The 26,004-nt window shown below is 66.5% G+C and carries 24 protein-coding genes; 9 read left to right on the top strand and 15 right to left on the bottom strand.

Going from position 1 to position 26,004, the window contains the following annotated elements:
- Positions 1-37: 37 nt before the first annotated feature.
- Positions 38-469, bottom strand: coding sequence for a hotdog fold thioesterase (locus LQ144_RS14905; protein ID WP_230119481.1), 432 nt, complete (start codon positions 467-469; stop codon positions 38-40).
- 184 nt (positions 470-653) lie between these two features.
- On the opposite strand from LQ144_RS14905, the gene paaZ reads away from it, so the two are divergent.
- Both paaZ and LQ144_RS14895 read left to right on the top strand, forming a co-directional pair.
- Positions 654-2,765 carry a phenylacetic acid degradation bifunctional protein PaaZ gene (gene paaZ / locus LQ144_RS14900; protein WP_230119480.1) on the top strand — a complete coding sequence of 704 codons (2,112 nt, stop codon included), beginning with the start codon at positions 654-656 and terminating at the stop codon, positions 2,763-2,765.
- A gap of 243 nt (positions 2,766-3,008) precedes the next feature.
- Entirely contained in the window at positions 3,009-3,416 is a 408-nt protein-coding gene (locus LQ144_RS14895) for a VOC family protein (protein WP_230119479.1), read from the top strand.
- A 129-nt stretch (positions 3,417-3,545) separates the two neighbouring features.
- Here LQ144_RS14895 and LQ144_RS14890 read toward each other — a convergent pair whose 3' ends face one another.
- Positions 3,546-4,376, bottom strand: a complete 831-nt coding sequence (locus LQ144_RS14890; RefSeq protein ID WP_230119478.1) for a DUF427 domain-containing protein — start codon at positions 4,374-4,376, stop codon at positions 3,546-3,548.
- A gap of 57 nt (positions 4,377-4,433) precedes the next feature.
- A complete protein-coding gene (locus LQ144_RS14885) occupies positions 4,434-5,039 on the bottom strand; it encodes a TetR/AcrR family transcriptional regulator (protein ID WP_230119477.1) in 606 nt (201 codons plus the stop codon).
- Between the two features lie 312 nt (positions 5,040-5,351).
- Here LQ144_RS14885 and LQ144_RS14880 point away from each other — a divergent pair, with 312 nt between their 5' ends.
- Positions 5,352-7,541 (top strand): multicopper oxidase domain-containing protein, encoded by a 2,190-nt coding sequence (locus LQ144_RS14880; protein ID WP_230119476.1) that lies wholly within the window; start codon positions 5,352-5,354, stop codon positions 7,539-7,541.
- Positions 7,542-7,646: 105 nt separating this feature from the next.
- Here LQ144_RS14880 and paaK read toward each other — a convergent pair whose 3' ends face one another.
- The 4 genes from paaK to LQ144_RS14860 are packed head-to-tail and all read right to left on the bottom strand — an operon-like array spanning position 7,647 to position 10,847.
- On the bottom strand, positions 7,647-9,017 hold the full coding sequence (gene paaK / locus LQ144_RS14875) for a phenylacetate--CoA ligase PaaK (protein ID WP_230119475.1): 1,371 nt from the start codon (positions 9,015-9,017) through the stop codon (positions 7,647-7,649).
- A gap of 2 nt (positions 9,018-9,019) precedes the next feature.
- On the bottom strand, positions 9,020-9,508 hold the full coding sequence (locus tag LQ144_RS14870; protein ID WP_230119474.1) for a hotdog fold thioesterase: 489 nt from the start codon (positions 9,506-9,508) through the stop codon (positions 9,020-9,022).
- 36 nt (positions 9,509-9,544) lie between these two features.
- Complete coding sequence (locus LQ144_RS14865; protein WP_230119473.1) at positions 9,545-10,468, bottom strand: CPBP family intramembrane glutamic endopeptidase; 924 nt, start codon at positions 10,466-10,468, stop codon at positions 9,545-9,547.
- Positions 10,446-10,847 (bottom strand): hypothetical protein, encoded by a 402-nt coding sequence (locus tag LQ144_RS14860; protein WP_230119472.1) that lies wholly within the window; start codon positions 10,845-10,847, stop codon positions 10,446-10,448. The genes LQ144_RS14865 and LQ144_RS14860 overlap by 23 nt, the downstream gene beginning before the upstream one ends.
- 208 nt (positions 10,848-11,055) lie before the next feature.
- On the opposite strand from LQ144_RS14860, the gene pta reads away from it, so the two are divergent.
- Positions 11,056-13,128 (top strand): phosphate acetyltransferase, encoded by a 2,073-nt coding sequence (gene pta, locus LQ144_RS14855; RefSeq protein ID WP_230119471.1) that lies wholly within the window; start codon positions 11,056-11,058, stop codon positions 13,126-13,128.
- Positions 13,129-13,138: 10 nt separating this feature from the next.
- On the opposite strand, the gene LQ144_RS14850 is transcribed toward pta, so the two are convergent.
- Positions 13,139-13,420 (bottom strand): hypothetical protein, encoded by a 282-nt coding sequence (locus LQ144_RS14850; protein WP_230119470.1) that lies wholly within the window; start codon positions 13,418-13,420, stop codon positions 13,139-13,141.
- A gap of 436 nt (positions 13,421-13,856) precedes the next feature.
- On the opposite strand from LQ144_RS14850, the gene LQ144_RS23140 reads away from it, so the two are divergent.
- From LQ144_RS23140 to LQ144_RS14835, 3 genes are all read left to right on the top strand, one after another.
- Positions 13,857-13,946, top strand: a complete 90-nt coding sequence (locus LQ144_RS23140) for a hypothetical protein (RefSeq protein WP_354962159.1) — start codon at positions 13,857-13,859, stop codon at positions 13,944-13,946.
- A 140-nt stretch (positions 13,947-14,086) separates the two neighbouring features.
- Positions 14,087-15,244, top strand: a complete 1,158-nt coding sequence (locus tag LQ144_RS14840; protein WP_230119469.1) for an acetate kinase — start codon at positions 14,087-14,089, stop codon at positions 15,242-15,244.
- A 56-nt stretch (positions 15,245-15,300) separates the two neighbouring features.
- On the top strand, positions 15,301-15,927 hold the full coding sequence (locus LQ144_RS14835; protein WP_230119468.1) for a GNAT family protein: 627 nt from the start codon (positions 15,301-15,303) through the stop codon (positions 15,925-15,927).
- Here the strand turns inward: LQ144_RS14835 and LQ144_RS14830 are convergent.
- From LQ144_RS14830 to LQ144_RS14820, 3 genes are read right to left on the bottom strand one after another with little or no spacing between them, the layout of a single operon-like run.
- Positions 15,887-17,422, bottom strand: coding sequence for an EAL domain-containing protein (locus LQ144_RS14830; RefSeq protein WP_230119467.1), 1,536 nt, complete (start codon positions 17,420-17,422; stop codon positions 15,887-15,889). The two genes, LQ144_RS14835 and LQ144_RS14830, sit on opposite strands and share 41 nt — an antisense overlap.
- Positions 17,423-17,430: 8 nt before the next feature.
- The gene (locus tag LQ144_RS14825) at positions 17,431-17,856 is read right to left on the bottom strand and encodes a hypothetical protein (protein WP_230119466.1); all 426 of its coding nucleotides are present in this window, start codon (positions 17,854-17,856) and stop codon (positions 17,431-17,433) included.
- Positions 17,857-18,906, bottom strand: coding sequence for a hypothetical protein (locus LQ144_RS14820; RefSeq protein WP_230119465.1), 1,050 nt, complete (start codon positions 18,904-18,906; stop codon positions 17,857-17,859). It lies immediately after the preceding gene.
- A 207-nt stretch (positions 18,907-19,113) separates the two neighbouring features.
- On the opposite strand from LQ144_RS14820, the gene LQ144_RS14815 reads away from it, so the two are divergent.
- On the top strand, positions 19,114-19,272 hold the full coding sequence (locus tag LQ144_RS14815; RefSeq protein ID WP_230119464.1) for a hypothetical protein: 159 nt from the start codon (positions 19,114-19,116) through the stop codon (positions 19,270-19,272).
- A gap of 83 nt (positions 19,273-19,355) precedes the next feature.
- Here LQ144_RS14815 and LQ144_RS14810 read toward each other — a convergent pair whose 3' ends face one another.
- The gene (locus LQ144_RS14810) at positions 19,356-21,002 is read right to left on the bottom strand and encodes an ATP-binding protein (RefSeq protein ID WP_230119463.1); all 1,647 of its coding nucleotides are present in this window, start codon (positions 21,000-21,002) and stop codon (positions 19,356-19,358) included.
- Positions 21,003-21,144: 142 nt separating this feature from the next.
- Between LQ144_RS14810 and LQ144_RS14805 the strand changes: the two genes are divergently transcribed.
- Positions 21,145-21,519: an STAS/SEC14 domain-containing protein gene (locus LQ144_RS14805; protein WP_230119462.1), complete on the top strand. Its 375-nt coding sequence runs from the start codon at positions 21,145-21,147 to the stop codon at positions 21,517-21,519.
- 98 nt (positions 21,520-21,617) lie between these two features.
- Here the strand turns inward: LQ144_RS14805 and LQ144_RS14800 are convergent, their stop codons facing one another.
- The 3 genes from LQ144_RS14800 to LQ144_RS14790 form a co-directional block, all read right to left on the bottom strand.
- Entirely contained in the window at positions 21,618-22,421 is an 804-nt protein-coding gene (locus LQ144_RS14800; protein WP_230119461.1) for a class I SAM-dependent methyltransferase, read from the bottom strand.
- Between the two features lie 189 nt (positions 22,422-22,610).
- Entirely contained in the window at positions 22,611-25,163 is a 2,553-nt protein-coding gene (locus tag LQ144_RS14795) for a hypothetical protein (RefSeq protein WP_230119460.1), read from the bottom strand.
- A 7-nt stretch (positions 25,164-25,170) separates the two neighbouring features.
- Positions 25,171-25,911, bottom strand: a complete 741-nt coding sequence (locus LQ144_RS14790) for a peptidoglycan-binding protein (protein ID WP_230119502.1) — start codon at positions 25,909-25,911, stop codon at positions 25,171-25,173.
- Positions 25,912-26,004 lie beyond the last annotated feature (93 nt).

Here is a 26,004-nt window from a genome sequence, read left to right as displayed (position 1 = left end):
TCAGCCTAGCGGCGGACGAATCACGGTCACATGGCGGCTACGACTTCCGGGCCAGCAGCAGGTTGGTGATCCGGAGCGTGCAGAGCCGCTGGCCGGCCTCGTTGGTAATCAGCACCTCATGGGTGGTGAGCGTCCCGCCCAGGTGGATCGGCGTCGCCGTGATGGTGATGAGGCCGCTGCGGGCTGACTTGTGGTGCGTGGCGGAGACGTCAACACCCACCGCCGTCTTGCCCAGCGTGCTGGCGTGGATCACCGCTGCCCAGGACCCCACGGCCTCGCCGACAGCCAGGGATGCGCCGCCGTGCAGTAGGCCGAACGACTGGCGGTTCCCCTCCACGGGCATCGTGGCTACCACGCGTTCCACGGATTCCTCGATGATTTTCACGCCCATCTTCTCGTCGAGTTCACCCAGGGTGATCTTCCACGTCTCGGCGGTCTGCACGTCTGCGTCGCGGTGCTCGGGCGTCATTTGCTCTCCTCAGAACGGTGGCCGGATCCTGCCGGGGCCCGGCTCGGCTGCAGCGCTTCTTAGTGTGCAGCGGGGCACATTCATGTACTGTAGACATATTACCGAACGGACGGTCAGTAATGCGCTGGCCGGATTGCCGGATTGCCCGGATTTGTTTGTTCCGCGTTGGAAGGACCCGTCAACGATGACCACAACCGCTACCGCTCCTGAGGCCACCCTGGACACAGTAGAGACCGTCCCCAGTTTTGTGCAGGACTCCTGGTGGACTCCCGACGCCGGTTCGGCAGCTTCCGCTGTCCCCGTGCGTGACGCCAGCACCGGGGAAATCCTAGCGAAGGTGAGCACGGACGGACTGGACTTGGCCTCCGTCGTGGATTACGGACGCACCACCGGCCAGACGGAACTCGGCAAGCTGACCTTCCACCAGCGGGCTCTCAAGCTCAAGGAGCTCGCGCAGTACCTGAATGCCCGCCGCGAGCACTTCTACACGTTCTCCGCGCAGACCGGCGCTACCAAGATCGACTCGATGATCGACATCGACGGCGGAATCGGCGTGCTGTTCACCTTCGGCTCCAAGGGCCGGCGCGAACTCCCCAACTCGCAGGTTGTGGTGGACGGACCCATGGAGGTGCTGTCCAAGGACGGCTCGTTCGCGGGGGAGCACATCTACACGCGGATTCCGGGCGTCGCCGTCCAGATCAACGCTTTCAACTTCCCTGTGTGGGGCATGCTGGAAAAGCTCGCCCCCGCGTTCATCGCCGGCGTACCCACCATCGTCAAGCCCGCCACCCCCACCGGCTACGTCGCCGCGGCCGTGGTGAAGGCGATCATCGAATCCAACATCCTGCCCAAGGGCTCGCTGCAGCTCATCTCAGGCTCGGTCCGCGGACTGCTGGACGTGTTGGACTACCGCGACCTCGTGGCCTTCACCGGCTCCGCATCCACCGCCCAGTCCCTGAAGTCACACCGGAACGTGGTCGAGGGCGGTGTCCGCTTCACCTCCGAGACCGACTCCCTCAACGCTGCCATCCTCGGCACCGACGCCGTCGAAGGAACCCCGGAGTTCGACGCCTTCGTCAAGTCCGTCGTCACCGAAATGACCGTCAAGGCCGGCCAGAAGTGCACCTCGATCCGCCGCGCCATCGTCCCGCAGGAGCTGGTGCCCGCCGTCATTTCCGCCATCGGCGCCCGTGTCGATCAGCGCGTCGTGCTCGGGGACCCGCGCGCCGAAGGTGTCACGATGGGCGCGCTCGCCTCGCTGGAGCAGCTCGGGGACGTCCGCGCCGCTGTGCAGTCCATGCTTGACGCCGGCGGTGAGCTTGCGTACGGAACTCTCGATTCGCCGTCGGTCACCAGCGCTGATGGTGCCACGGGCGTCGTCGACAGCGGTGCCTTCATGTCCCCGGTGGTGCTCAGCTGGGCCGATGCCGAGGCGGAACAGGTCCACTCGCTGGAGGCGTTCGGCCCGGTTGCGTCTGTGATCGGGTACAAGGACCTTCCCGACGCCGTCCGGCTCGCCGCCCGCGGCGGCGGCTCCCTCGTCGCCTCGGTCTGCACCAATGATCCGGCTGTGGCCCGGGAACTGGTCACTGGCATCGCGGCCCACCACGGCCGTGTGCTGATGCTGAACCGTGAGGACGCGCGCAGCTCCACGGGTCACGGCTCTCCCGTGCCGCATCTGGTGCACGGCGGGCCGGGCCGCGCCGGCGGTGGCGAGGAACTGGGCGGCATCCGCTCCGTGATGCACCACATGCAGCGCACCGCCATCCAAGGCTCGCCCAACATGCTGACCGCCGTGACGGGCGTCTGGCACACCGGAGCGGACCGCAACTTCACCGTTGAAACGGAGGGCACGCACCCTTTCCGCAAGTCGCTTGAAACCCTGCGGATCGGCGACGCCGTCCGCTCCGGGCTGCGCCACGTTTCGCTGGAGGACATCACGGCCTTCGCGAATTCCACGGGCGATACTTTCTACGCCCACACCAACCAGGAGGCCGCGGAAGCCAACCCGTTCTTCCCGGGCATCGTGGCGCACGGCTACCTGCTGCTGAGCTGGGCCGCGGGGCTGTTCGTGGAGCCCGCGCCGGGCCCGGTGCTGGCCAACTACGGCTTGGAGAACCTGCGCTTCATCACGCCCGTGGCCGCCGGGGACTCCATCCGCGTCACACTCACGGCCAAGAAGATCACGCCTCGCGAGACCGACGAATACGGCGAGGTGGCCTGGGACGCCGTCCTGACCAACCAGAACGACGAAATCGTGGCCACCTACGACGTCCTCACCCTCGTGGAGAAGTAGGCCGGTGGAGAAGTAGCGCCGGTTTTTCCCGGACGCTCTCTCACGTCGTGTCGGTTTTTCCCGGACGCTCTCTCACCCAAGTGAGAGAGCGTGGGCGTTGGGCTGCGGGAAGTGAGAGAGCGTCCGGTTTGGGCTGCGGGAAGTGAGAGAGCGTTTAGGCCGTCTGGAGCGGTTCCCGCCGGGTTTTCGTGAGATCTTTCGCGGGCAGCCGGGCGTAAAATGTCCTCCGTAGGAGGTGGCGAAATGACCCTAGTACTAAACACAGCCACAACCGTCCTGCCCGTCGATGACAGAGAGCGCGCCCGTCGTTTCTACGCGGAAACACTCGGACTCCCTCATCGCGGCTTGGCAGATGACGGAAGCGAATTGTTCGGCAGCGAAGGCGGCCCGATGCTGCAGCTGATGGAGGTCAGAGACGGCAAACACTCTGATCACACCACCTTGAGTTTCGAGGTTAGTGACATTGAACGGACCGTCCAGGACATGGAGTCCAAGGGCGTTCGGTTCCAGGACTATGACCTCCCGGATCTCAAGACCGAGAACCATATCTGTTCAACAGACGCCGAGAAGTGCGCCTGGTTCATGGACACCGAAAACAACATCCTCTGCGTTCACGAGAGGCTCGGCACCCAGGCTGAATACCAGCTCTGACCGTTCCCCCGCACCGTTCGCAGCTTTTCCGAACCCTTCCTCACCCAGTGAGGGAGGGTTCGGTTTTTGGGCGCAGGATGCGAGGGAGGGTTCGGTTTTTGGGCGCAGGAAGTGAGAGAGGGTTGGGGTTCAGGACCAGGGCGTGACGGGGTGCTCCTGCAGTTCGCCATCGACGGCAACATCCACGCGCTCGTTGAAGAAGCAGACCAGTCCGTGGATCTGGCTGGCGTCGATAAACCGTGAATCGTAGGCCCAGGCCACGTTCCGGCCGCGGTCCGACTCCGGGAAGCTCCAGTACTTCGCCTCACCCTTGTACGGGCAGACAGTCCTGTGCGAGCTAGCATCCAGCAGGTCCAGCCGGACGTCCGCTGGCGGGAGGTAGTAGCGGACCGGCAGCATGGTTTCATACAGCAGCTGGGCGCCGACCGTGTCGGCGAGTTTCACGCCGTCGAGCGATATTTCCACGCGCCGGAGCGTGGCCCGTATATCCACCCGGTGGAAGGGGTCGCGCGGGTGGCCGATAATTTCCTCTTGGTCCTCCAGCCAGTGGAATGCCGCAAAATCCAGCACCACGTAGCCGTCCAGGTCGGCATCGGACGGGCGGAAAGCGGCGCGGGGGAGTATGTACGCCGATGCTATGACGTCCAGCTCCTCACCCGGGGTGGTGTGCCGCCGGAACCCTGTCCGCGGATCCAGCCCTGTCTGCCCGCTGGATGACCAGGCAAACGGGTGTTCCTCGACGGTGCCGTCCTCCGATTCGGGGCGCCGGAGCCTGGCCAGGAGGTCCTTCTCCGGAACGGCATACACCGGGGTGACGCGCTTCGGCTCCCACACCAGGAGCGCGTCCTGGGTGTCGACGACGGGACTTCCGTCAATGCCCGCGCGGACCCTCTTGGTGGTGGGCTGGTAGCGCAACTCGGGAAAGACGGCGAAGAGGACTTCGGATACCTTGGTGGCCATGCCTTTAGCGTGGGCGCGGCGGCGAGCCGGCGTCAACGGCTATTTCGTTGCCCTGCGTCAGGCCTTGGCGTGGAGGCCGTCGAACACCATGGTGATGACGTCGTCGGCGAGCTTTTCCGGCGAAAGCGAGCCGCCCGGCTTGTACCATTCCACGATCGAGTTAATAGTGCCGAACAGCAGCCGGGTCACGGTGCGGGGATCGATGTCCTGGCGCAGCGATCCCTCGTCCCGGGCCGCGGAAATCAAGCCAGCCACTTTGTGGTCAAAGGCCCGCCGGCGTTCCATTGCGTTCCGCTCGATGTCCGTGTTGCCGCGCAGCCGGAGCAGCAGCGTGACGAACGGCAGGCGGTCCACCAGGACGGCAATGGTCTGGCGCAGCACGAACTCCAGGCGCGCATCGGCGGCGCCCGAAGTGGCCCCCGGTTCGTCCAGGATGGCCTCGAGGCCGCCGAGGGCGTGGTCCAGGGCGAGTTTCAGGAGATCGCCCTTGGACGGCACGTGGTGGTAGATTGCGGACTTTGAGATGCCCAGGTTCTCGGCGAGGATGCCCATGGACGTGGCATCGTAGCCGTGACGGTTGAAGACGTCGACGGCGATCAGCAGCACTGATTGCTGGTCGTATCCGGGGCGGCCGCGCTTTGTGGGTGCTGCTGTACTGGGCATACCGGCTATTTTCTCATGAACGTTCGGTAATCCAAGCACGGGCGAAAACAAAATGCGCTGGCCAACCCGCATGTTCGCGCGGGTCCCGAGTTCGGCCGATCGGCAGACCGCCAGATCGGAGGGTCTGCACCAAAAGAGCACCAGCTTTTCGCAAGGTTGCAAACCCACAGTTGTCGCCAGGGGAATCGCCGCAGAAAAGCTGATCCACAGAGGACAAGGAGGTCCTGGTGGTCAAGATTCGGTCTCGTAACCACACATGACGACCGGGGCGGCTGAGTTGGGTTGCGCCCCCACGCCAAGGAGGCGCAGACCATGTCTGAAGAATCTGCAAACACCCGCGGGCTCGCACGCCGCGCACTTCTCCGCTTAGGTGCCGCCGGAGGAGCCGGAGCGGCACTCGTGGCCGCACAGGCCTGGGCCAGTCCGCTGCTGGCCCGGAGGGGGCTGCTTTCGGCTGACGGCGCCTTCGCCGCCACGTCCACAGCGCTTGGTGACGTAATTTTCTACATCGAAAAGTTCCCCACGAGCCCGCTGATCATCTCGCCGTTCAGCGACCCGCTGCCGATCCCGAAGGCGCTGGCCCCGGTGCCGAAATCGGTGTTCAGCGCCTGGCGGAATCCGCCGGGACCGGGACCGGGCCAGCAGAACTCCTTGGGCAATGAGCAGCACCAGGTCTGGCCGAGCCAATTCGGCGAGCCGGACCCGATCGTCTACAAGATCGACGTGCTGGTTCGGACTCACGCGTTCACCACCTCCCAAGTCCTGCCGATTGACTCGGACGGCCGCCCGACGGTCTCGTTCGATTCATCCCGCAGGACCTTCCCCGCGGGCACGAAACGGACCTTGCCGCTCAGCACGATCTACAGCTTCAACGGGACCTTCCCCGGGCCCATGATCAACGCGGAATACGGCAGGCCGGTCCTGGTCCGCTTCGAGAACCACCTTGATGAGAACCCGCTGAACCTGGACCGCCAGGACTTCGGTTCCCCGGACTTGTCCTTCCTGACCCACCTGCACAACGGCCACACGGCACCGGAAAGCGACGGCAACCCGCACTACTCGATGGTGTCCGGGCCGAGGCACCCAGGCTTCAGGCCGCAGATGTTCGTCGACAACCTGTATCTGAACTGGCCCGCCGGTGGAGATGACCGCGAGAAGCAGAGTTTCTTCTGGTTCCACGACCACCGCATGGACCACACAGGTTCAAATGTTTACAAGGGCATGGTGGGGCTGTACCCGATCTATGACCCGAAGAACGGCATGGACATGGGGGACGAGCGGAAGGGGCTGCGCCTACCGGGCGTCCGGAAGGACAACCCGGACGGATCCTTCGACGTGGACTACGACGTCCCGCTGGCCTTCTACGACTGCCGGCTCGACGACGGCGTGACCACCCACAAGGACATCCACGATGTGCAGGGCGAGTTCCCGGCCGCGAAGAACCCGGCGAAGCACCCGGAGTGGTGGGGCAAGACCTTCTACAAGCACTTCCCCAATCACGGGTTTGTCGGCGACATCTTCACCGTCAACGGCACGGCCAGCCCGGTGATGGAAGTGAAGCGGCGCAAGTACCGTTTCCGGTTCCTGGACGCCTCCATTGCACGGATCTACGAGTTCAAACTGATGAGCTCGACCAAGGGACCCAAGTCGTCGGCGTCGCTTGGCTACGAGGATGACGAGCTACAGGGCCAGTACCGGATCGAGGACGGCCAGCAGTGCATGCAGTTCACCCAGATTGCCTCGGACGGCGGACTCCTGCCGTTCCCGCTCAAGCGGGACTCATTTGAACTGTGGCCCGCCAAGCGCCGCGAGGTGATCGTTGATTTCACCAGGTACCAGGACGGCACGCCGACCACCAAGGGCGACGTCGTCTACCTGACCAACGTCATGAAGATGCCCAACGGGCGGATGTGGTCCAACTCGTCCCGGTTCTTCCCCGACCCGAAGTACAAAGTGCCGGTGCTCAAGTTCGTGATTGGCGATACCGCGCCGGATGACAGCCTGATCCCCACAGCGCTCCGTCCGCTTCCGCCGTTGCCGAGCAACTGGCAGAGCATGCTGGACAACCGGCTGATCTTCGAGGTGAAGCGCGGCAGCGCGGGCGGGGAGACCGAGTGGCTCATCAACGGCAAACCCTTCGACCCTGCAAGGGTGGCGACGAGCCTGAAGAACAGGGCGGGCCGTTCGCCCCTGGCCCAGCAAAAGAAGGGCAGCTTCAACCTTTGGGAGGTCCGCAATGGCGGCGGTGGCTGGGTGCACCCGTTCCACCTGCACATGGAGGAGCACCGGACCGTCATACGCAATGGTAAGGACGTGAGCCGCACAGTAGATCCAGGACATCCCGATGACGCCTCGAAGGAAGACCTGACAGCGCTTGACCCTGGCGAGTCGGTGATCATCTACCGGGGATTCCGGGACTTCGTGGGACCGTACGTGGCGCACTGCCACAACCTGGCGCACGAGGACCACGCCATGATGTTCGGCTGGGAGATCACACCCTGAGGGCCGCATGCCGCCGGCGGCAAGCCGCTCGGCCGGGGCGCGTCGAGCAGATGGGCCCCGGGTGCCGGGGACGGATATGCGTGGTAGCCGGGGCAGCCCGTAGGCTCACCCCTTCGGGCGCATGTCGTAAATCCGGCGCAGCTTGCCGTTCGAACGCTCCAGCGAACCCGGATCCACGACGGCCACCGTGCACGAAGAACCCACATGGATCTTGATCTGCTCGCGCAGGACGCGGGCCGCAGTCGTGCTTTGCTCCGTCGTGACGTTGTCGCGGCGCTCAATCTTCACGGTCAGCTGGTCCATGCGCTGGCCCTCGGGGCGCGTCAGTTCGAGCTGGAAGTGCGGGCTGAGCTCGGGGATGCGCAGGGCGATTTCCTCGATCTGGGACGGGAACAAGTTCACGCCGCGGAGGATGATCATGTCGTCGCTGCGGCCTGTGATGCGGCCCATCCGTCGGTGTCCCGGGCGGGCAGTGCCGGGGAGCAGGCGGGTGAGGTCCTTGGTGCGGTACCGGATGATCGGCAGCGCTTCCTTGGTGAGCGAGGTGAAGACGAGTTCGCCGTGCTCGCCGTCGCCAAGTACGTTCTCCTTGCCGGGCGCGGGGTTGAAGGGGTCGATGATTTCCGGACGGAAGTGGTCCTCCCAGATGTGGCTGCCGTCCTGCGTCTCCACGCATTCACCGGCCACGCCCGGGCCCATGACCTCCGAGAGCCCGTAGATGTCACAGGCCTTGATGTTCATGGCGACTTCCAGTTCGTGCCGCATCTCCTGGGTCCACGGTTCCGCACCGAGCACGGCATACTTCAGTGAGGTCGAGGTGGGGTCGATGCCCATGTGCGCCATGGCGTCCGCGATGGTGAGCAGATACGTGGGCGTGGCCAGGATGACATCCGGCTCAAAGTCCTGGATGAGCTGGATCTGGCGCTCGGTCTGCCCGCCGGACATCGGAATGACGGTGCAGCCGAGGGCTTCGGCGCCGGCATGCGCGCCGAGGCCGCCGGTGAACAGGCCGTAGCCGTAGGCATTGTGGACCTTCATGCCTGGCCGGACGCCGGAGGCGCGGAGGCAGCGGGCCACGAGCTTGGCCCAGTCGGCCAGGTCCTTCTTGGTGTAGCCGACGACGGTGGGCCGGCCGGTGGTGCCCGAGCTTGCGTGCACGCGGGCCACTTCGCTCTGCGGCACGGCGAACATGCCGAACGGGTACTCCTGGCGCAGGTCCTCCTTGGTGGTGAAGGGGAAGTTGCCGAGGTCTGACAGTTCGCGGAGGTCCGTGGGGTGGATGCCGGCGTCGTCGAACTTGCGCTTGTACAGCGGCACGCGGTCGTAGGCGTACGCCACCGTGTGCTGCAGGCGGCCGAGCTGGAGCGCTTCGATCTGGTCCCGGGACATGGTCTCTTCGGGGTCGAGGACCGCGTCAGTTGCGGACACCGCGGCCGTGGAAGAAGCGGCGTTGGGTTCAGTGGCGTGGAGGGTCATGGTTAATTCCTCTTCTTGGGGATGGTGCGGCTGCGCCCGCGGAACTCGGCAATGAGCTCGCCCGGCAGTGGGGAGCCGGGATCGGCGGCGAAGATCTGGATGTCGTACAGCCCGCTGCGGCCCGCGATGGAGCGGCGGTCGGCGACGGCGGTGATCACCTGGCCTTGGAATGCCGGCTTGAGGAAATTGATATCGACGCCGGACGCAACAGTGATGCTGTCCGCTGCGGCGCCGACTGTGTTGGCGGATGTCCCAGCGGAGCTTGGGGCCGGGGTGGCAGGGTTGCAGGCGAGGGCAAAGGCGGAGTCCGCGAAGGCGAAGATCATTCCGCCGTGCGCCATGCCGAAGCCGTTGAGCATTTCCTGCCGGAGCGTCATGCGGATGGTTGCATGACCGTCGCCCAGGGCAAGGACCTCAATACCCATCCACTCAGAGGCGTAGTCGTTTTCAAGAACCGGGTGGGTTAGCCCGGAAATGGTTGTTCCAGCCATGCGTCATTGCCTCCAGCTTTATTTACCGAATGTTCATTAGGTAATCCCATGGGAGGCCTCCGTGTCAAGAGTGCGGACCAGTCGGGAGGGCCCCGCATAGGCGATAACCACGAGTGCGGCAAGGACATGGAGCAGCGCCAGAGTCCACCAGAGCGTGAGGTAATGGGGACCTGCCAGGGCCGGCAGCACCAGCGCGCCGGACGTATTGAACGCGGCATGGAAGACCATGCAGAGCGGCACGCCTCCAGGGCCGGCTGGGTCGCCCGGCTCCGTCGTGAGACGGGTTTTGCTGGAGGACGTGCTGTTGTAGATCCAGGTCAGCAGCACGGACTGGGCGATCACCATGAGCAGAAACGGAAGAGGCGGGCGCTGCCCGGTGGGGTCGGACACGAGTTCCGGCAGATGCCAGGCCACCCACACGGCGCCGAGGAGTAGGGCTGCGGCGAGGGCGGTGTGGTTCCGCTGCATCAGGGGAAGGGCGTAGCCGCGCCAGCCCAGCTCCTCGAAGAGGCCCACGATCACCAGAGTCGACGCGAAGGTGCCGATCAGCATGAACCAGCCCGGATTCGGCGCAAAGCCCGGGATCGGCGCGCCGCCGGCCACAGTTAGTGCTGCCGCGGCCACCACCAGCAGGCACGGCAGTCCCAGCGCCACCACGTACCAGCGCCCGGGCACTCGCCAGCCCGCCAGTCGCCGCAGGAGGCGCAGCAGGCCGTCCTTTCCCCCGGAGGCGACGGCCACCAGGACAGCCGCAAGCGCGGGTCCGAACGGGACAAGCGGGGAGCTCTCGGGATTAAGCAGGGTCAGCGGCCACGCCCCCCACGAAATGACGAAGGCCAGCACGAAGAAAAGCCTGAGCCGCCGGCGGGCTGGCCAGGAGCGCCGGCTGTTCAATGCTCGCCAGGCCTGCCCGGCAAACCGGGCCGGTCCGTGCCCGTTAGCTTGCGGGAGGTGAGCCACGACCGGCCTCCTCCGGTGGCTTCCGCGCGGCCTCGGGCGGGGGCCGAAGTGTTCGTTCGCGCGGGCCTTGTGCGGGGCGCTTTCCACGGAAGCCGCGCAGCGCCGCCGGTACCCCGAGCAGGACGGCCACGGCGGCAATCTGCTGCCATTCGCCGTCGAACACGTCCAGCTGGGCCGACGCCGAGGCGTTGAAGGACGCGTGCAGCAGCCCCACTAGGATCAGCAGTTCCGCGAGGATTCCCGGGAGGATGTTCCCGATCAGCAGGATGGACCCTATCTGGGCGGCCCAAGAGAGCGTGATCGCGACGACCAGGAAGGCCGTCACGGGATGCCGATTGATGAGGGACGCGGGAGCAGCGCGGGAACCAGGAGAGTTCATCAGCAGTACTGTCATTCGGAATCGCCGGTTATGAAGGAGCCTCGCGGCGCTGGCCCGCCCGGGGTCCTGAATGGCGTGTGCACGCCGACGTGGCAATCAACACCATGTGGCCACCAACACCATTGTCTGCTCCCGAAAGCGCGGGAACAAGTGAAAGTATGGAAGGCAGTACGCCCCACGCAGGACCTTCCAACCAGAGGACTTGATCATGGCCAAAGGGATTTATGTCAGTGCGACCACCCCGGGTTCGGGCAAGTCGCTCATAGCGCTGGGCCTGGCGGACACGCTCCACCGGCACGCGGACCGGATTGGTTTCTTCAAGCCCGTGGTCCACGGCGACGACCCCGGCGCGGATCCCATGCTGGCGCTCATGAAGTCCCGCTTCAACCTCGACGACCAGCGCTGCCGCGGCGGCCTGACCTTCGCAGAAGTCCGCGGCCTGCTCGCCGAGGGCAAGCGCGAGGACATCGATGCCCGCTGCGTGGAGATCTTCGCCGAGATGGGCCGGCATTGCGACGTGATCATCGTGGAGGGGACGGACCTCACAGGCCACGACGCCGCCGTCGAATTCGACCTCAACGCACGCCTCGCCAACAATCTCGCTGCCCCCATGGTTGCCGTGGTGGGCGCAAAGGGGCGGAGCGCCGCGGAGGCGGCGGCCGCCGTCGACGTTGCCCGCAAGGAGTTGGCGGCGGAGAACTGCTCCCTGTTGGCCATCATGGTGAACCGCGCGGATCCGGCGGCCGTGGACGCGATCGCTGCCGCCGTAAAGCGCGGCGCGTCCGGCCGGCCGGTGTATATCTTCCCGGAGCTCGATGACATCGCCCGGCCCACCACCGGCGAAGTGGGCGCCGCCCTAGGGATCCGGCAGATCGCCGGCCGTGCGGACATGGAGCGCGACGTCAGGGACGTCAAGGTCGCCGCCATGAACGTGGGCAACTTCCTGAACGTGCTCGACGACGGCGCGCTGGTGATCGTGCCGGGGGACCGGGCGGACGTGATGGTGGCCTGCCTGGCGTCGTCGTTCTCCCCGGAATTCCCGGTGCCGTCCGGGCTGATCCTGACCGGCGGCCTGGCCCCGGATGCCAACATCTACCCCCTGCTTGCGTCGGCGCCGTTCCCGGTGTTCGCCACGACGGACGACACCTACACCACGGCCCGCCGCGTGTCCGAGGTTCGCAGCGAGATCTGGAGCGGGCACCGCCGGAAGGTGGCCTCGGCGCTGGGCCTGTGGTCCCGGCGGGTGGATGAGGCTGAGATCCTTGAACGGCTGCACCTGCCCCGGGCCGAACGCATGACCCCGCTGCGGTTCCTGCACGACCTCATCGAGCGGGCCCGGTCCCAGCGCCGCCACATCGTGCTACCGGAGGGCACGGACGTCAGAATCCTCCGCGCCGCCGAGATCCTGTACCGCCGTGACGTCTGCGACCTCACGCTGCTGGGCCGCGAAACCGACGTCAGGGAGCTCGCCGCCAGCCGGGGCATCGACCTGTCCGGCATCAACATCGTGGATCCTGCCGCCTCGGAGCTGCGCCAGGGATTCGCGGAGAAGTACGCGGAGCTGCGGGCGCACAAGGGCGTGGACCTGGCCCGGGCCCTGGAAGTCATGCTGGACGGCAGCTACTTCGGCACCATGATGGTCCAGCTCGGTGTGGTGGACGGCATGGTGTCCGGCGCCGCGCACACCACGGCCCACACCATCCGCCCGGCGCTGGAGTTCGTGAAGACCCGCGAGGGCGTGAAGATCGTATCGTCGGTGTTCCTCATGCTCATGCCGGACCGTGTGCTGGTCTACGGCGACTGCGCCGTGAACCCCGACCCCAACGAGGAACAGCTGGCGGACATCGCGCTCGCCTCGGCGGAAACCGCGGCCCAGTTCGGCGTGGAGCCCCGGGTGGCCATGCTGTCCTACTCCAGCGGCGGCTCCGGCTCGGGCGAGGCCGTGGAGAAGGTGCGGCTGGCCACCGAGCTGGTGAAGAACCGCCGGCCGGGGCTGCCCGTGGAGGGCCCCATCCAGTACGACGCCGCCGTGGACGCCTCCATCGCCGCGTCCAAGATGCCCGGCTCGTCCGTGGCCGGCCAGGCCACCGTGTTCATCTTCCCGGACCTGAACACCGGCAACAACACGTACAAGGCGGTGCAGCAGACCTCCGGGGCGGTGGCCGTCGGGCCCGTCCTGCAGGGGCTCCGCGAGCCGGTCAACGACCTGTCCCGCGGCTGCACGGTGGAGGACATCGTGAACACGGTGGCCATCACGGCGATCCAGGCCCAGACGGTGTAGCGAGGGCCGGTCAGCTGTTCTCCGGCGCGGCCAGGCTGTCGGGATCTTCCTGCTTGGCCGGCTCGTCGGCCAGTCCCTCCGGTGTAAGGTCCAGGTTCTGAGGATCCTCGGGCTGCTCGGCATGCTTGCCAACCTCCGCGGCCTTGAGGTTTCCCGTGTCGTCGAGGGCCGGGTTCCCGCCGTCGACGCCGGTGGGGTGCTTGGTGGCTGCCCCGGCCGTGCCGGTGTCTGTGGCAACAGGCTCTGTGGCGTCAGGCTCGGTGTTGTCGGGCTGAGCGGTGCCGTTCGTCATGGAAGTCCCTCTCTGCGTGGTGCTGCGGGTCCCGCCGACTCTAAGCGCCTGACGCGGCTTACGCAACGGCACGGCGCGCCGGGTGTGGCCTATTTCGCTTTGTATGGCATTGCGCTCGGAGTGGGTGTCAGCCTCTTCCGTGACGGCAACCTCTAGTTCTACCTCACCGCCGCCGTTGTCCTAGCCGGCGTCGGCCTTGCCGCTTTCCGTGAACTGCGCGCATGAGAAGGGGAGCGGATCATCCACGCCACCGGCTCAACGATCTCATCCACTCGCCGGTCGCTTTTCCATCATGGCGGCGCTGGCTGGTGCGGAGTCGTCGGATTTCAAGGATTAGCGGGACGCCATCCAGGTCAGCGACTCCGTGCTCAGCTAGCAGCTGGCGGTGCTGGAACTGGCCGGCTACGTGAAGATCAGAAAAGGCTTTGCGGGGAAAATGCCGCGCACATCAGCCGGCGTGACCGTCGACGGACGCGCGGCCCGGGACGGACACCTGCAGACGCTTCGGGACATCGCGGGAGGCTAGGATCACGCCCGTCGGTCACCGGCCACGCTCGTGGGGCCCACTTATAGTGGGTGCTAAGGAGCGCTTCGCCAGGCCCCGGCGTGACGCCCGACCGCTGCACCGTCAGTTGTAACCCCCGGCAGCAAGGCTTAGGAGGCCCCATGCTCGTGCTCGTCATCAACTCCGGCTCGTCCTCGCTCAAGTACCAGGTGCGCGACGTCGCCGCCGGCAGCATCCTCACCGAGGGGCTGATCGAGAGGATCGGGATGTCCAACGGCGGCCAGGGCGACGGCGAGGTGGTGGGCCCGGCGGACCACGCCGAGGCCTTGGAGCAGGTGGATGCGGCCATCCACGGGGTGCTCGGTGACCGTGCGCTGGACGCCGTGGGGCACCGCGTGGTGCACGGCGGGGAGCGGTTCGGCGAGCCGGTGCTGATCGACAACGAGATTACCCGGGCCATCGAGCGGCTCAACCCGCTGGCCCCGCTGCACAACCCCGCCAACGTGCTCGGTATCCGCGCCATCGCCAAGAAATGGCCGGACATGCCGCAGGTGGCCGTGTTCGACACCGCCTTCCACCGCAGCCTGCCCGAGCACGCCTGGCGCTACGCCGTGCCGGACGAGCTCTACACCAACCACGGCATCCGCCGCTACGGCTTCCACGGCACCTCGCACGAATACGTCACGCACCAGGCCGCCGCGCTGCTGGATGTTCCGGTGGACGAGTTCGACGGCGTGATCGCCCACCTCGGCAACGGCGCCTCGGTCACCGCGATCCGGGGCGGCAAGTCCGTGGACACGTCCATGGGTTTCACGCCCCTGGAAGGCCTCGTGATGGGCACCCGCTCGGGCGACCTGGACCCCTCCATCCTGGTGTTCTTGGCCCGCACCGGCTGGAATGCCGAGGATCTCGACTCCATGCTCAACCGCGAATCCGGGCTCAAGGGCCTGGCCGGGAACAACGACATGCGCTCGGTGGTGGAAGCCTCCGAATCCGGCGATGCCAAGGCCGCCATGGCGCTCGCGGTCACGTCCTACAGGCTGGCCAAGTACATCGGCGGCTACCACGTGGCCGTGGGCGGAGCGAAGGCCCTCGTGTTCACCGCGGGGATCGGCGAGAACTCGCACCAGTTCCGTGCCCTCGTGGGGGAGCGGCTGGGCGCGCTGGGAATCCAGCTCGACGCCGGGCTGAACAGCGAGCGGTCCAAGGAACCGCGGGTGATTTCCACCGCAGCCTCGGCCATCCCCGTGCTCGTGGTCCCCACGGACGAGGAGCGCGCGATCGCAGAGGCCACGGCCGCCGTCGTATCCGCCGGTTGAGCCCGGCGCAGTCCGCCGGCAAATGACCTACTCCGGATAGGGCGTACCCTCGAACCATGCCTGACATCCGCCTGCCCATCCTCACCGAGCGGCTGATCCTGCGCCGGTTCGAGGCCTCGGACCTGGACGCCTTCCACGCCTACCAGTCGCTGCCGGGAACCGCGCGGTTCCTGCTGCGGGAGGCCAAAACCTACACGCAATCCATGGAGACCCTTGGCCGGTACGCCAACTTCGTCTTCGAGAAGGAAGGCGACTGGATCTGCCTTGCCGTTGATTCCCAGGACGACGCCGGCCTGCTCGGCGAGGTGGTGCTCAAGTGGCTGCCGGGCGTGGGGCAGGCGGAGATCGGTTGGATCATGGCGCCGGATGCCCGTGGCAAGGGGTATGCCACCGAAGCCGCCCAGGCGTTGCTCAAACTCGGCTTCGGGGAACTCGGGTTCCACCGGATCGATGCGAAACTGGACGCGCTTAACACCGCGTCTGCGGGGATCTGCGAACGGCTGGGGATGCGGCTCGAAGCCACTCTCACAGACAACTGGCACTACAAGGGAACCTGGTCCACCGAGCTGATCTACGCCGTTCTCGAGGACGACTGGGCCGGCCGCAACGGCGAAACGACGCCTGTGGAGCAACCGATGCAAACTATGCGGGCCAGACGTCCTGCTGGGCCAGCCTCTCGGTGAATGCGGCCTCGGGCAGCGGGCGGCTGAAGTAGTAGCCCTGCCCGCTGATGCAGCCGGTGCTCCTCAGGTGCTCGGCCTGTGCCGCGTTCTCGACGCCCTCCCACACGGCTTCGAGCCCGCAGGCCCGAATGAGCTGGAGGATGGCCGCGATCAGTGCAGGCTGTGCGGGGTCGCTGCCCAGGGCGGTGAGAAGGGTCCGGTCCACCTTGACCCGGTCCACCGGCAGCCGGCGCAGGTAGCTGATGGAGGAATAGCCGGTGCCGAAGTCGTCGATCTCGAGGCCCACGCCGAGCTTGCGGAGGCTGGCCAGCGTGTAGCGGTCGAGTTCGTTGCCCTGGATGATGGCGCTCTCTGTCAGTTCCAGGACCAGCAGCCCGGGATCCAGCCCGCTAGAAGTGAGGGCGTCGCGGACGTCTTCGATGAACTCGAGGCGCTGGAGGTCGGCGGCAGAGATATTGATCCGCATGGAGAAGTCGTGCCGGCTGGTTTCGGGAGCCTTCCGCCAGCGCCGCAGCTGCTCCACCGACGCCTTGAGCACCCAGTTGCCCAGATCGGAGATCAGACCCGTTTCCTCGGCGATGGGGATGAACTCGTCCGGCATGATGAGACCGCGCGTGGGATGCTGCCAGCGGACCAGGGCCTCAACGCCCTCGATCCGGCCGGTGGCAAGTTCGATGACCGGCTGGTAGAACAGCACCAGCTGCGAGCCGGAGATGGCTGCGCGCAATTCCCCCACCAGCTGGTTCCGGAGCTGCCGGGCGTGCAGCATGGCGGGCTCGAACACCCGCAGTTTGTTGCGGCCGTCCGCTTTGGAGGCGTACATCGCGATATCGGCCTCCACCAAGAGCTGCTCGGACGTCTCTCCGCGGTCGGCAATCCGCAGGCCCAGGCTCGCCCCGCACCGGATGCTCTTGCCGTCCACGTCGATGGTTCCGTTCAGGGAATCCAGGATCCTGTTGCCCACAGACGCGGCCTGGGCGGGGGTGGTGGCGGGAAGGAGGACCGCGAATTCGTCGCCGCCCAACCGGGCCACCATGTCGCCGTCACGGACGCACGCGCGGATCCGCGACGCTACACCGGCCAGCACCTTGTCGCCCATCGAGTGGCCCAGCGAGTCATTGATACTTTTGAAGGCATCAAGGTCCAGCAGCAGCAGCGCGGGCGGCAGGCCGCCGTCGGACGCTTCCGCCTGGGCCTCGTTAACGGCGCTGACCAGCGCGGAGCGGTTGTAGAGTCCCGTCAGGGAATCGGTGAGGGCCATATGCTGGAGCTCCCGATGCGCCGCGTTGAGCATCCGGGTGCGTGATTCCACCCGTTGCTCCAGCTCCTGATAGATGATCTGGAGGTCCTCGGCGAGCAGGTTGGTGCCCATGATCACGGCATCGAGCTCGTCCCTCGCCTCGGAAATTTCAATGCGCGAATGGAGCTCTCCCGAGGCGAGGCGGACGATGCCGTCCAGGAGCTGCCCCAGCCGGGGATCGGCGTTACTAAACATCGCCGCCATTACGCCTTGTCCATGCGGGCCAACCAGTGGAGGGCTTCGTGGTCCGAGGTGAAGTACTTTGCCCGGGCAGACCCGAATTCGGCGCCAAGCAGGAAATGCCCCAGCAGCCGGTCCACCGGAGATTCGCCGACGATCGCCCAGGCAGACACTGAAGAAATGGCCGCGTAGGCCGCACGCGCGTCGCGGCTCACGGACGCAACCCCGGTTACGTGAAGGACGACGGCGACCCGCCGGTCCCCGGCAAGGTCACCGAGCTGCTCGCGCAACTGGGCGGCTGCCGTCTCGTCCAGGTCCGCACCGGAGGGCAGCACGGCCTTGACGGCCAGCTCAGGCAACACGGTGCAGACGACGCAGGCCACGGGCAGTACGTCCGCCGTGGCCGGCATCTCCGGGACTGCACCGGGAACCATGGTTGCTTCTGACACTTACCCCCCCTGAAGAAACCTCGGCTGACGTCTGATGGAAGCGAGATAATCCCGCACCATGGCGCTCCGCTCCGTTGCGGCAGCCGTATCGAACAGCGTAACCGCCTCGTCAAGGATCTGCAGGGATTCGGTGTCGTTTCCCTGGGCCATCATGGCTTTGCCCAGGACGAACGACGCCTCCGCCGCCGTCTGGGTGGCGAGGACGGGGAACTTGTCGCGGAGGGGCGCCAGGATGGTGATCGCGGAATCCATGTCGCCGGTGAGATAGTACCAGTGGGCGCGGACCAGGGACATCTCCAGCATGTCGCGCTCGCTGCCGCCCACTACTTCCGTGGCGAGTTCGGCGCGTTCGATGCAGCGGAGGGTGGCGGCGTTGCTGAGCTGGGCGTGTAGGCGCATTTCCGCGGAGCCGCGGTTGAAACGGGCCCAGAGGTCCACGTCGCGGGAGGGGGAGAGCCTTTCGGCCGCGAGGTCATGGTATTCGCTGCCCTCCGTAACCCGGTTGGTGAGGAAGGCGACGTTGCCGATCACCCAGTAGGCCTTGCCCGCAGTGTCGTCGTCCACGTGGTCGGTGAGCAGCGTCTTCAGGTCCAGGCACTCGCGCCACGCTGCGTCCAGCCGGCCGCTTTCGGCGAGGGCGGCGATGAGCGCCTGCTGGGCCTGGATGTGCAGGTACACGTTTTCAAAGTCCCCGGCCACCAGACCGGCAGCTACGGCGGCAGCGTCGACCGCCTCCGGAAGGCGGCCCAGTCCCTGCAGCGAATGCGCCAGCAGGATGTTGGCACGGGCGCCGAGATCGGGGGCGGACGCAGCCACCGGATGCGCGGCGATTGTTGCCGCCAGTTGCTGGCATTCCTGAATGGAACCTTGGTCCCGCAGGCATTCGACCTGCAGCAGCACCATCTTCCACCAGCGGTGGTCATCGCCGGATTCGAGTGCCAGGGCCGCGGCCTGCCCGGCCTGGGCGTATCCGGCGCTGTAGTCCCGGCGCTTCCAGCTCTCGCGGGCCTCAAGCTCGGCAATCACGAAGGGCGATAAATCTCGAGACATCGGCATGCTGACAATTATCCATGGACCGCGCGTTACGCCGACCTGCGCGCCACTTCAAGTGAGCTTGTTACGCTGCGGGCGGATTCATTAAGCGAATGGTTTTGCCATAGAAAATCGTGCCTAGAAAAACCTTGCAAAAACTTGAGGAAGGAACCGTATACTTCCCCCGTAACCAGTAATGCACTTCACAAATGAAAGGATCAGCGGATGAAGAAAATTGCCGCAACACTTCTTATGACCGGCATCCTGGCAGTTGCAGGCTTCGCTGCTCCTGCCAACGCTGCACCAAAGAAGGACACCACCACCACGTCCGCGCCTTCGAAGTCAGAGGTCACCTACGCATCGATCGGCTGGTGGCCCAACTAAGGTTGGTGCATAACTCAGCGCGATATGAAACTGCCCCGGGCCTGCTGGTCCGGGGCAGTTTCTGCGTAGAACAGTGTGGCCTTTTAAGGCCCTGCGACCGGCAGGTGGACGGACACGGTGGTGCCTGCACCCAGGGAAGACGCCAGCTCCAGCGATCCGCCGTGGCGGCGCACAATGTCGTGGGCGATTGCCAGGCCCAGCCCGCTGCCCGGTACAGCGGCTGAGGAGGCGTTGGACGCCCGGTAGAAACGCGTAAACACCTGGCCGATTTCCTGTTCCGGAATTCCGACGCCGGTGTCCGTGATCCGCACTGCGGCCGACGGATTTCCGTCCCCCGGCGGGTCCAGCATGACGCTGATACTGATCCGGCCGCCGTCGGGCGTGAATTTGATGGCGTTAGCCACGATGTTCGTGAAGACCTGCTCGAGCTGCGCCTCGTCCGCCTGGATCTTCACGTCCTCGTGGGAATCGGCGCCGGTGATAACCACGTTGCGCGATTCGGCCAGCGGGCGCAGGGCGGCAACCACGATCCGCAACACCTGTCCCAGCTCCACCTGCTTGAGGTTCAGGTGCCCGGATCCGTCCTGCTGCGAGACGGTGAGCATGTCCTCGATCAGCCGCCTGAGCCGGTTGGAATTCCGCGAGATGACTTCCATCATCGACTCGATGCCAGCCGGCACCGGGCCGCCGGCGCCATCGCGAATCATGTCGAGGTAGGCGGTGATGGACGTCAGCGGGGTCCGGAGTTCGTGGTTGACGGTGGCCAGAAAGTCCGTTTTGGCTTTGTCCAGTTCCCGGAGCTGCTGCAGCACCTGGACCTGCGCACTGATCAGGTGGCCCTGGATGAGGCTGTGGGCGAGGTTTCCCGCGACGTGCTGGATGAGGGCGATCTCGGCCCTGGTCCATTCGCGAGGCGCGTCCACCTGCGCGATCCAGATGATGCCGAGCGCCGAGTCGCCGTCGCCCACGGGAACCACCACAGAGGCGCGGCCGGAGACGAGCTCGGACCAGCCGTGGAGTCCCTCTGTGAGCGGGAAGGTTGGTTCTGCCTGATGATCCGCCACCGCCAGCACATCAGCCTCGGACCAAAGGCTGGTGGCCAGGTCACGGGCCGCGTCCTCGTAGGAGCCGAGCGAATCCGGAAGCCGGGGAAACCCGGGCCTGCACCACTGGGCACTGATACGGGGCACGCGCGAATCGTGGAAGGTGGTGAACCAGACGTGGTCCGCGCCGAGGGACTCGCCGAAGCCCCGGACCAGGTGACCGGCCATCTGCTGCGGGCTGTTGGTGCCGCGGATGGCAGCGGAAACGTTTCGAAGGCTCTCGCGGAGGAACTCCGCATGCGCGCGTATCCTCCGGCGCTCGCGGGCACGGCCGATCAGCGTTTCCACCCGGTGGGTCAGTTCCTGCGCGCCGGCGCCGCGGGAGATGTAGTCGGCGATGCCCCACGGCTCCAGCCGCGCCAGGTCGAAGTCGTCTGCGAGGTCCACCAGGAGCAGCACGGGTGTGCCCTCCCAGATGAATTCACTCGCGAGCGCAGTATCAAGAAGCACGACGGCGGCATGGTTCCGTTCCAGCTCCACGGCGAGGGACCCGCCGTCGGACGCTGCATGGACGGTGAAACCGGCCGCGATGAGGACGTTGCCCGTGGCCGCCAATCGGTCCGGCTCGGGTATTGCAACCACGGCTATGCGCGGTGCGGAAAGACTCTCCGCCGGTGCCTGAACCACTTTGCCCCCTGTGTTGCGCGTCGCCAGCGTGCGGCTTCCCGTGATTTTGGACTCACATTATCAGCCCCCGGACCGCGTTGGCCGTGAACGCGTTGGCCTGTAGCTTGATACTGTCCCATCAGCCACCGCGGAGGTCTAGATTGTGAATGCCGAAGGCAGCGGCCGGAACACGCTGTTTCATCTGATCCTGGACGCCGAGGGGCTGCTGCGGCTCACGTGGGCCAGGGGTGCCAGCATCACCGAAGCGGATGCGGAGTCCGCCATGGAGGACGTCAATGCCCTCTGTGGCTCCGGCCGCCACCCGATGCTCGTGGACATGGCCACCACCGCCGAGGTCAGCCGGGGAGCGAGGACCGTGTTCGGGCGTCCGTGCCAGGCCTCGAGGATTGCACTGCTCGGATCCTCGCCCGTGGACAGGGTGATCGCCAACTTCATTCTCGGCATCAACAAGCTCCCGTGCCCCACGAGGTTCTTCACGTCCGAGCGCGACGCCCTGGCCTGGCTGAAGGTCGTATAGCCTCACCGATTGGGCCTGGGCCTGGGCCTGGGCCTGGACCTGGACCCGGGCGGCTGGACGGCCGGGCGACCGGCCCGGCGGCGGCGTGGCGCGTGGATTCAACGGGCCTGGAGCACCGAGAAGTATCCCGGGATCTGTTCGGGTTCGGCGGATGTCAGCGGTCGGGTTTCAATGACGGCGGGGCCGTCCTCCACCACGTCCCACAGTGACTCTGGAAATGCCCGCAGGCGCTGAGCGGCGCCGAAACGTCCGGGCATCGGCAGGCCGCAGATGGCATCCCTCAGCGGCGCAGGAATGAACTGCCGGGTGGCGCCAAGGTGGCTGACGTACTCGACGGCGTTGCCCCGGAAGTCCGTTTCGGCCAGGAATACGCGCCCGCGTTTCCCCAGCAGCGGGTGCAGTTGTTCAGCCAGAGCAGCCTGGTCCCGGCGCTTCAGCACGTGCAGGACGCCGCGGATGAAGACGTTCGCCTCACCGGACACTCCGGCCTCGGTCAGTGCTGCGTTCACTGAGCGCGCCGCCCCGGGAGCCGTCATGTCTGCGGTAATGAAGGAGATCCGCTCCAGTCCCTCGGATTCGGCCCGCGCCTTGGCCACGGCATTGGCGGACACATCCACGCCAAGAACATGGGGGAAGTGGGCAGCCAGCCGGCGGCTAAACGTCCCGTTGCCGCAGCCGACGTCCACGATGGGAAGGTCCGGATTCATTTGCCGCTTCAGGTGTTCCAGGTAGCCCTGCAATTCGTGGTCGTCGCCGGAGTCCCACAGCACGTCGCCCCGGGCCCCAGTGGTGCGGACCTTGCCCCAGTACTGGTCCCAGGCAGCCTGCGGATCCTTGGGCGCCGCGGACGACAGCCTCACCAGTTTGGGAATCAGCAGGTATTTTTTCAACGCCGAGAGCATCGTCCAAATATATGGTGTGCCGGGCGTATGTCTGGCGCGGCGCCCGGCGTCAGGCCTCCGTTCGTGTCCGATTTGCCGGAAATGGCCGCTTGGCTACCGGGGCAAGCGGCCATTTCCGGCAATCGGGAGGTTGGCAGGTTGAAGAAGGGCATCCACGGAGCACCCGATCGACGGAATTGCAGGGCGAATTTATGGGGCGGATTGGGCGGGAGCGCTTGTTGCCGGCACCGTGCCCGTCGGGACTGGACCCGCCGGGGCCGGGGCGGGAGCCGGAGGCGCCGTATTCGCCGGCCCCGGTGTGGCGGGTGCAGCGGACTCGGCCGGGACTGGCGCGGCCGGGTCAGCGGGCTGCGTCCCGGAACCCGCCGTCCCCGAACCCGCCGGTGCCGGTGGCGGACCCGGTGTTGATGATCCGGGCGAGGGAACCTGCGATTGCCCGCTTCCCGCCGTCGGCGACGGGCCCGGCGACTGGCTGGTGGCGGCGCCCGGTTTGGACAGGGACGCGCTGGGGTCGTTCCGGATGATGTCCATGATCTGTTCCTTGTAGGCGTCGAGCCGCGACTGGATCTCGGACAGGGGAACGTCCTGCAGGGTGCGGCCGAACTCCGCGATTTCCTGCCACAGGGCGCTGAGCCTGGTCATGCCGTCAGCGCTCAGGGGGCCGTCGAGGGTCAGGACCAGTTGGCTGGCCAAGGCATAGGTGAGGCACCGGACGCAGTTATAGTTGGCGGCCGCCGAGAGGTTTTCGGGGACAACCACGTCCGCCTGGCCCACGATCAGCACCACCTGGAAGCCAACAGCCACCGCTGCGCAATCCGTGCAACTGGCGAAGGCGTACGCCTCATTGCGCGTATCCACCGGCCCGTCTTCCGCCCACACGAGGGCGAAGGCGACGTCGTACGTCACGGAACCGTCGGCGGTGTTCACGGTCAGGGCCTGGTTGCCGTCCTCTTCCGGGGCCGCCGGCTTGTCGAACGGGAAGACCCACGACGGCGCCGGGGCCGCACCGCCGGTTGCCGCGCCGTGGTCAGGCTGGTCGGCTGGGTTCGGACCGGAAGATTGGCCCTGCCGCGGAACGAGCACCATGCTGAGCTGCGGCTTGCCGCGGGTGGGCAGTGAGGTTCCTTCAGGCCACAACGCGACCGTCCGGCCCGGCCGCCCCTCCTGAAGGGCAGCGTCTCCGCCGGAAAGCGCGGGATAGACGGCGGCTGTCGCGTCGAACAGAGTCCCGCGTTCGTACGGCTGCACCGGGCGATACGCGTCGGGCGCGGGCCACCACGCCCAGGCCAGGCCGGCCAGAACGGCAACGACGGCGGCCATGGCAGTGCCGCGCCGCAGCGGTCTTCCGCGGGTCTTTTTCCACAGCCCCACGCTGAGCTGCCGAACGAGGCGCACCAGCATGTAGCCGATGCCCAGCACGGGAAGGGCGACGACGGCAATCGCCAGGACACGCACGGCGGCGTCGGCCAAGTTGCCGCTCGAAAGGCTGCCAGTCAGCATGGCCTGCTGGTGCTGCAGGCTCGCCCACGCCGTGCCCAGCAGGCGCGGAAGGGAGGCCACCATGAGCACCGTGCTGCCCAGCAGGAGCGGGACGGTCACCAGCACCCAAGCGGTGATGACGGCCCGTGCCCAGGGCCTCAGGGCCTGCGCCTCCGGTTCAGGCTTTCGCCAGTTCCACGGCAGCAGGGCCTGCAGCGTGGGCCTGATGCGCTGGAACAGGTCCGGCACGCCTGTGGCATCGGCCAGGATGTGGTAGCCGTCGAAGCGGACCAGGGGCATCAGCTGGCGGACCATCTGCAGGATTTGTGTGAGCACCACAAGCAGCAGCGCATCGTAGCGGGTAGCCCACCAGATGCCCATGATGGCTACCGCCACGATTGCGTTGAAGTACAGTCCGCCGATGTCAGTGCGCAGCCGGCCGCCGCGTCCCAGGCGGTAGGAATCCGTGACGTCCGTGTAGAAGGCCGGCCAGACGAGGTACAGGCCCGCGCCCATGGCGCCCGGCGTCGCTCCGCCGCGGCGGGCAGCGGCCGCATGACCGAATTCGTGGAAGCCCGCGGACAGGATGGTGACGGCGAGGATGAGCAGCAGGAGCCCCGGGTTGGCGAAGGCATCGTGAGTGGCCGAGGCGAGGCCCTTGACCATGAGGACCCACCAGCAGGAGGCCAGGAAAGCCACAGCAACGGCCGCCACGATCAGCGGGTGGAAGAGGGCGGCGAACGGCGCTGTCAGCTTCCGCGTCCGCTCCGGATCGGTGACCGTATACCGGAACCGCATGCCCAAAAGGGGATCCGACTTCCGGACCTCAGGCTGGGAACCGTCGGCGAGCCGCAGCAGCCCCAGCGGCAGCAACTGGCCCTCGAGCAGCGTCCGAACGTTGTCGGCGCTGACCAGTTTCCCGAATCGGGCACTGGCATACTCCGCGATCTCCCCGGAGTCGCGCTCGCCGTCAACGGCTTCCAGCACGAGGAACAACAGACGCGTCAGCTGGATGGTTTGGCCGTCGGACCGGCGGACCAGGCACGGTGCTTCCCGGTAGCCGGAGCCCTTGGCCTCGCCGATCAGCTGGATGCCGTCCGCGCGGACAGGCACCCCACGAGGACGGGCGTCGACGGCGGCCGGCGCAACAGGCGCACCCCTTGGCCGCGTGCCCGGCCCCGGAACCGAGGTCGGACTTGCTGCGGACGCAGGAGAAACCGGCGGGCCGTCCGGGTTGGACGGCCCGCCGGACACAGTGCTCATCCGGGAACTACTGCTGGAGATCGGACTGCTGGTCCGCAGAGGCAGCTGCCGAACCGTCGATGTTCTGCGTGATGATGGCGTCCTGCTGCGACACGGCGGTGGCGTCGCTGTCGATGGACCCGATGTTGGCGGCCACCGCGGCATCGATCGGGGCGGCCACGTTGGCGTTGGCAGCCACGGCTCCGTTGATGGGCGCGGCAATGTCGGCATCGGCTGCGAGGTCCACGTTGACGTTCAGCAGGTCGCCGTCCAGTGCCGACGAGGGATCCGCAGGAAGGGCGCCGACATCCGGAACGGTGCCGTCCGGAACGGTGCCAGCCGGGACCGCGCCGTCGAGAACTTCGCCGCCGTCAACCGTGTTCGGGCCGGTGGTTGCGGAGTCGCCCCCATCGAGTGTTGCGGAGCCGGTGCTGTCAGGGGTCCCGCCGTCGACACTCTCGGGGCCCTGGCCGATGGTGCTGTCCTGGACGGAGTCGGCCGTGGCGTCGGCAGTGATTCCCTGGTCGATGATGACCCCCTGATCGGCAAGAGCCTGGGACTCGGAGCCGAACGAGAGGATGTTCGCGGATGCCGCGGCGTCAATCGGGGCGGCGACGTTGGCGTTGGCGGCCACCGCGAGGTCGATCGGCGCTGCCGCGTTGATGCCCAGATCAAGGTCGGCGTTGAGGTCTAACACGGACGCGACTTCCTTGTCCGGCAGGGCCGTTCCCGCCTGGGCCAGGAGTTCGTCATCGGAAAGCGGCGTCATTCCCTGTTCGTTGCTCACGCTATGCTCCAGTTCCGGCACCGGGTTCCCTGCCCCCAGCGGACAGGTGCACCGAAGATGTGCCCGTATGCGAGT

The sequence above is a fragment of the Arthrobacter sp. Bi83 genome, assembly GCF_918698095.1.
Taxonomy (GTDB): Bacteria; Actinomycetota; Actinomycetes; order Actinomycetales; family Micrococcaceae; genus Arthrobacter.
The sequence above is the reverse complement of the archived record's forward strand: the minus strand, read 5'-3'. Positions and strand labels throughout refer to the sequence as shown.

Excerpts from the sequence above, each read along its gene's own strand:
- LQ144_RS14860 (WP_230119472.1), bottom strand. The coding sequence starts at position 10,847 with ATGAACTCTCCTGGTTCCCGCGCTGCTCCCGCGTCCCTCATCAATCGG.
- paaZ (WP_230119480.1), top strand. The coding sequence starts at position 654 with ATGACCACAACCGCTACCGCTCCTGAGGCCACCCTGGACACAGTAGAG.
- LQ144_RS14905 (WP_230119481.1), bottom strand. The coding sequence starts at position 469 with ATGACGCCCGAGCACCGCGACGCAGACGTGCAGACCGCCGAGACGTGG.
- LQ144_RS14795 (WP_230119460.1), bottom strand. The coding sequence starts at position 25,163 with ATGAGCACTGTGTCCGGCGGGCCGTCCAACCCGGACGGCCCGCCGGTT.
- LQ144_RS14790 (WP_230119502.1), bottom strand. The coding sequence starts at position 25,911 with ATGACGCCGCTTTCCGATGACGAACTCCTGGCCCAGGCGGGAACGGCC.
- LQ144_RS14815 (WP_230119464.1), top strand. The coding sequence starts at position 19,114 with ATGAAGAAAATTGCCGCAACACTTCTTATGACCGGCATCCTGGCAGTT.
- LQ144_RS14880 (WP_230119476.1), top strand. The coding sequence starts at position 5,352 with ATGTCTGAAGAATCTGCAAACACCCGCGGGCTCGCACGCCGCGCACTT.
- LQ144_RS23140 (WP_354962159.1), top strand. The coding sequence starts at position 13,857 with ATGCCGCGCACATCAGCCGGCGTGACCGTCGACGGACGCGCGGCCCGG.
- LQ144_RS14840 (WP_230119469.1), top strand. The coding sequence starts at position 14,087 with ATGCTCGTGCTCGTCATCAACTCCGGCTCGTCCTCGCTCAAGTACCAG.
- pta (WP_230119471.1), top strand. The coding sequence starts at position 11,056 with ATGGCCAAAGGGATTTATGTCAGTGCGACCACCCCGGGTTCGGGCAAG.
- LQ144_RS14870 (WP_230119474.1), bottom strand. The coding sequence starts at position 9,508 with ATGGCTGGAACAACCATTTCCGGGCTAACCCACCCGGTTCTTGAAAAC.
- LQ144_RS14800 (WP_230119461.1), bottom strand. The coding sequence starts at position 22,421 with ATGCTCTCGGCGTTGAAAAAATACCTGCTGATTCCCAAACTGGTGAGG.
- LQ144_RS14830 (WP_230119467.1), bottom strand. The coding sequence starts at position 17,422 with ATGTTTAGTAACGCCGATCCCCGGCTGGGGCAGCTCCTGGACGGCATC.
- LQ144_RS14885 (WP_230119477.1), bottom strand. The coding sequence starts at position 5,039 with ATGCCCAGTACAGCAGCACCCACAAAGCGCGGCCGCCCCGGATACGAC.
- LQ144_RS14895 (WP_230119479.1), top strand. The coding sequence starts at position 3,009 with ATGACCCTAGTACTAAACACAGCCACAACCGTCCTGCCCGTCGATGAC.
- LQ144_RS14850 (WP_230119470.1), bottom strand. The coding sequence starts at position 13,420 with ATGACGAACGGCACCGCTCAGCCCGACAACACCGAGCCTGACGCCACA.
- LQ144_RS14820 (WP_230119465.1), bottom strand. The coding sequence starts at position 18,906 with ATGTCTCGAGATTTATCGCCCTTCGTGATTGCCGAGCTTGAGGCCCGC.
- LQ144_RS14890 (WP_230119478.1), bottom strand. The coding sequence starts at position 4,376 with ATGGCCACCAAGGTATCCGAAGTCCTCTTCGCCGTCTTTCCCGAGTTG.
- LQ144_RS14835 (WP_230119468.1), top strand. The coding sequence starts at position 15,301 with ATGCCTGACATCCGCCTGCCCATCCTCACCGAGCGGCTGATCCTGCGC.
- paaK (WP_230119475.1), bottom strand. The coding sequence starts at position 9,017 with ATGACCCTCCACGCCACTGAACCCAACGCCGCTTCTTCCACGGCCGCG.